1 protein-coding gene is annotated in these 3,227 nt (G+C 72.3%); it reads left to right on the top strand.

Going from position 1 to position 3,227, the window contains the following annotated elements; genetic code table 11:
- On the top strand, nucleotides 1-3,227 hold a 3,227-nt coding region (locus ACIPC1_RS40270; protein ID WP_402526820.1), incomplete at both ends, for a condensation domain-containing protein.

The raw sequence follows: 3,227 nt of genomic DNA, 5'->3' as shown, positions 1-3,227 counted from the left end.
GAGACGGTCCTCGCCGCCCACGAGAGCGTGGGTCAGGTCGCTGTCGTCGTACGGGAGGACCGTCCCGGCGACAAGCGGCTCGTCGCCTACGTCGTGGCGGAGGGCTTGGCGGACCCGGCGGGGCTGCGGGAGTACGTCGCCGAGCGGCTGCCGGACTACATGGTCCCCACCGCGGTCGTGACGCTGGACGCGTTCCCGGTCACGGTCAACGGCAAGCTGGACCGATCCGCCTTCCCTGCTCCCGACTTCGCCGATGCCGCGGAGGGCCGCGGTCCGGCCAACCCGACCGAAGAGATCCTCTGCGGCCTCTACTGCGAGGTCCTCGGCCTGGAGTGGGTCAGCGCCGAGGCCTCCTTCTTCGAGCTCGGCGGCGACTCCATTCTGACGATGCTGCTGGTGTCGGTCGCCCGGCGTGCGGGGCTGGTGATCGCCCCGTATCAGGTGTTCGAACTCTGGACCCCCGCAGGCCTCGCCACCGTCGCGGAACCGCTGGACGTGGGTGCCGTGACGGGCGACCGGGCACGGGGTGCCGGGGACCTGCCGCTCTCCCCGGCCACGCACGAACTGCTGGACCACGCAGGGCCGGTGGGGTATTGGTCGGACGTACTGGAGGTTCCGGCCGGGCTGGACCTGGACGCGGTCGCCACCGCGCTGCAGGACCTGGTCGATCGCCACGATGCGCTGCGGGCTCGGCTGGAGACCGCGCCGGAGCGGCGGCTGACCGTACCCGAGGCGGGTTCGGTGTCCGTCCGGCCGTGGACGCGTCGGATGATGACGGCCGACCTGGACGCCACGGGGCTCCAACGGGTATTCGACACGGAGTCGGCAGCGGCCGGGCAGCGTCTGGACCGGCAGGCCGGGGTGACGGCCCAGGCCGTGTGGTGCGACAGCGGGCCGGACACGCCGGGACGGCTGCTCCTGGTCGTGGACCGGCTGGTGGTTGACGCGGCGTCCTGGCGGATCCTGCTACTGGATCTGGCCGACGCGTTCGCGGGGCGGGAGCCGGCGGCGGTGCCGACGTCGTTCCGCCACTGGACACAGGCCCTGGCCACGCAGGCCGACAGCGCGGAGCGGCTCGCGGAGCTGCCGCGCTGGACCGAACTACTCGCTCCCGGTGCCCCGTTGCTCACCGCCCGGCCTGCCGACCCGGTCCTTGACGAGGATGCCCCGGTGCGGCACGCCTCCGTACGGATCCCCGCCGACACCACGGCGGCACTGTTGACCGGCCTCCCGGCGGCGTTCCACACCGGCGTCGACACCATTCTGCTCACCGGCCTGACCTCGGCCCTCGCCGCCTGGCGCGAAGGCCAGGACCGGGCCGGGGGCTTCCTGGTGGATGTGGCGGCGCCGGACGACGGCCGTTGCGCGCTGGGTGACGGCGCTGATCTCTCCCGGACCGTGGGCTCGTTCGCGCACGGCCACCCCGTCCGGCTCGACACCGGGCCACTCGACCTCGCGGTGATCCGCGGGGGCGGCCCGGCCGCGGGACAGGCGGTGAAACAGATCAAGGAACAGCTGCGCGCGGTTCCCGGAGACGGCCTCGGCTACGGACTCCTGCGCCATCTGAACTCCGCAACCGCCGCCACGCTCGCCGCCCTGCCCGCCCCGCAACTCGGCTTCGCAGCCCCGGGCGACGATCACGACCGACCGCTCAAGCACCCGCTCAACACCATGGCCCGGGTCGACGGAGACGAACTCGTCCTCAGTCTGACCTGGTCCGAGACCCTCCTCGACGAGTCGGCCGCCGATCAACTGCTCACCGGCTGGGCGGAGATGCTGGCCGGCCTCGCCGCGTACTCCGGCGGCGGCCACACACCGTCCGACTTCCCCCTGGTCACTCTCGACCAGGACCAGATCGACGAGCTGGAGACCGATGCCGACGACGGCCTGATAGACGTACTGCCGCTGTCGCCGCTGCAGGAGGGCCTGCTCTTCCACGCGATGTTCGATCAGCGGGAGCGGGACATCTACGTCGAGCAGAAGGTCCTGGACCTTGAAGGCCCGCTGGACGTAAGGGTGTTGCGGACGGCCTGGGAGTCCCTGGTCGAACGGCACGGCAGCCTGCGGACCGGCTTCCGGCAGTTGGCCGGCGCGTCCGAGCCCGTCCAGGTGATCGCACGGGAGGCGACCCTGCCCTGGATCGAGGTGGACCTGTCGCACCTCACCCCCCAGGCGGCCCAGGACGAGGCGGAACGGCTGGAGAGCGCGGAGCGGGCCCGCCGCTTCGACCTGGCGGCCCCGCCGCTGGCCCGGATCCAGCTGCTGAGGACGGCGCCCGACCGTTACCGAATGGTCGTCACCCTGCACCACATCGTGCTCGACGGCTGGTCGCTGCGGGTTCTCATCCGCGAACTGTGGGCCGTGTACGCGGCCGGCGGCGACGCCCGGGAACTGGCACCGACCACACCGTTCGGGGACTATCTGGCCTGGTTGCGCCGCCAGGACCGGGAGGCGGCCCGAGCGGCGTGGCGGCAGGCGCTCGACGGCGTCACCGAGCCGACGACGGTCGCCGCGCTCGACCCGAACAACGGGCCCGTACTCACCCGCAAGGTCCTGGCCGAGACCGGCGACCACCTGGCCGGAGCGCTGCGGGATCTCGCCCGCAGCCACGGCGTCACGCTGAACACCGTGCTCCAGGTGGCCTGGGCCCAGGTCGTCGGCAAGCTCAGCGGCCGACGCGACGTGGTGTTCGGGGCCGCCGTGGCCGGCCGCCCGCCGGAGCTGGCCGGGATGGCGGACATGCTGGGGTTGTTCATCAACACGATCCCCGTACGGGTCAGGCTGCACCCGGCCGACTCGATCGCGGACCTGCTCGCGGTGCTCCAGGCCGAGCAATCGACGCTGCTCGCTCACCAGCACCTGGGCCTCAAGGAGATCCAGCGCCTGGCAGGCCCCGGCGCCACGTTCGACACCCTGATGGCCTTCGAGAACTTCCACGCGGGTGAGACGGGCCCGGCGGCCCCCCTGCGGCTCAGCGCCGCCACGACCCGGATGGCGACCACCTTTCCGCTGACGCTGGGAGTCGATCCGGCGGACGGCCTGAAGTTCTGGCTGGACTACCACCCGGATGCCTTCGACGAGGCCACCGCACGCGCGGTCGCGGAGCGGCTGGTGCGGGTGCTGGAGCAGATGGCGGCGGATCCGGCGTTGCTGGTGAGCGAGGTCGAGGTACTGGGTGATGTGGAGCGGGTGCGGGTGGTGGAGGGGTGGAACGCCACCTTCCGGCC

Origin of the sequence: Streptomyces sp. NPDC087263 (assembly GCF_044744645.1) — a bacterium.
In the GTDB taxonomy this organism is placed as follows: domain Bacteria; phylum Actinomycetota; class Actinomycetes; order Streptomycetales; family Streptomycetaceae; genus Streptomyces.
This window is presented reverse-complemented; position numbering and strand designations above follow the sequence as displayed.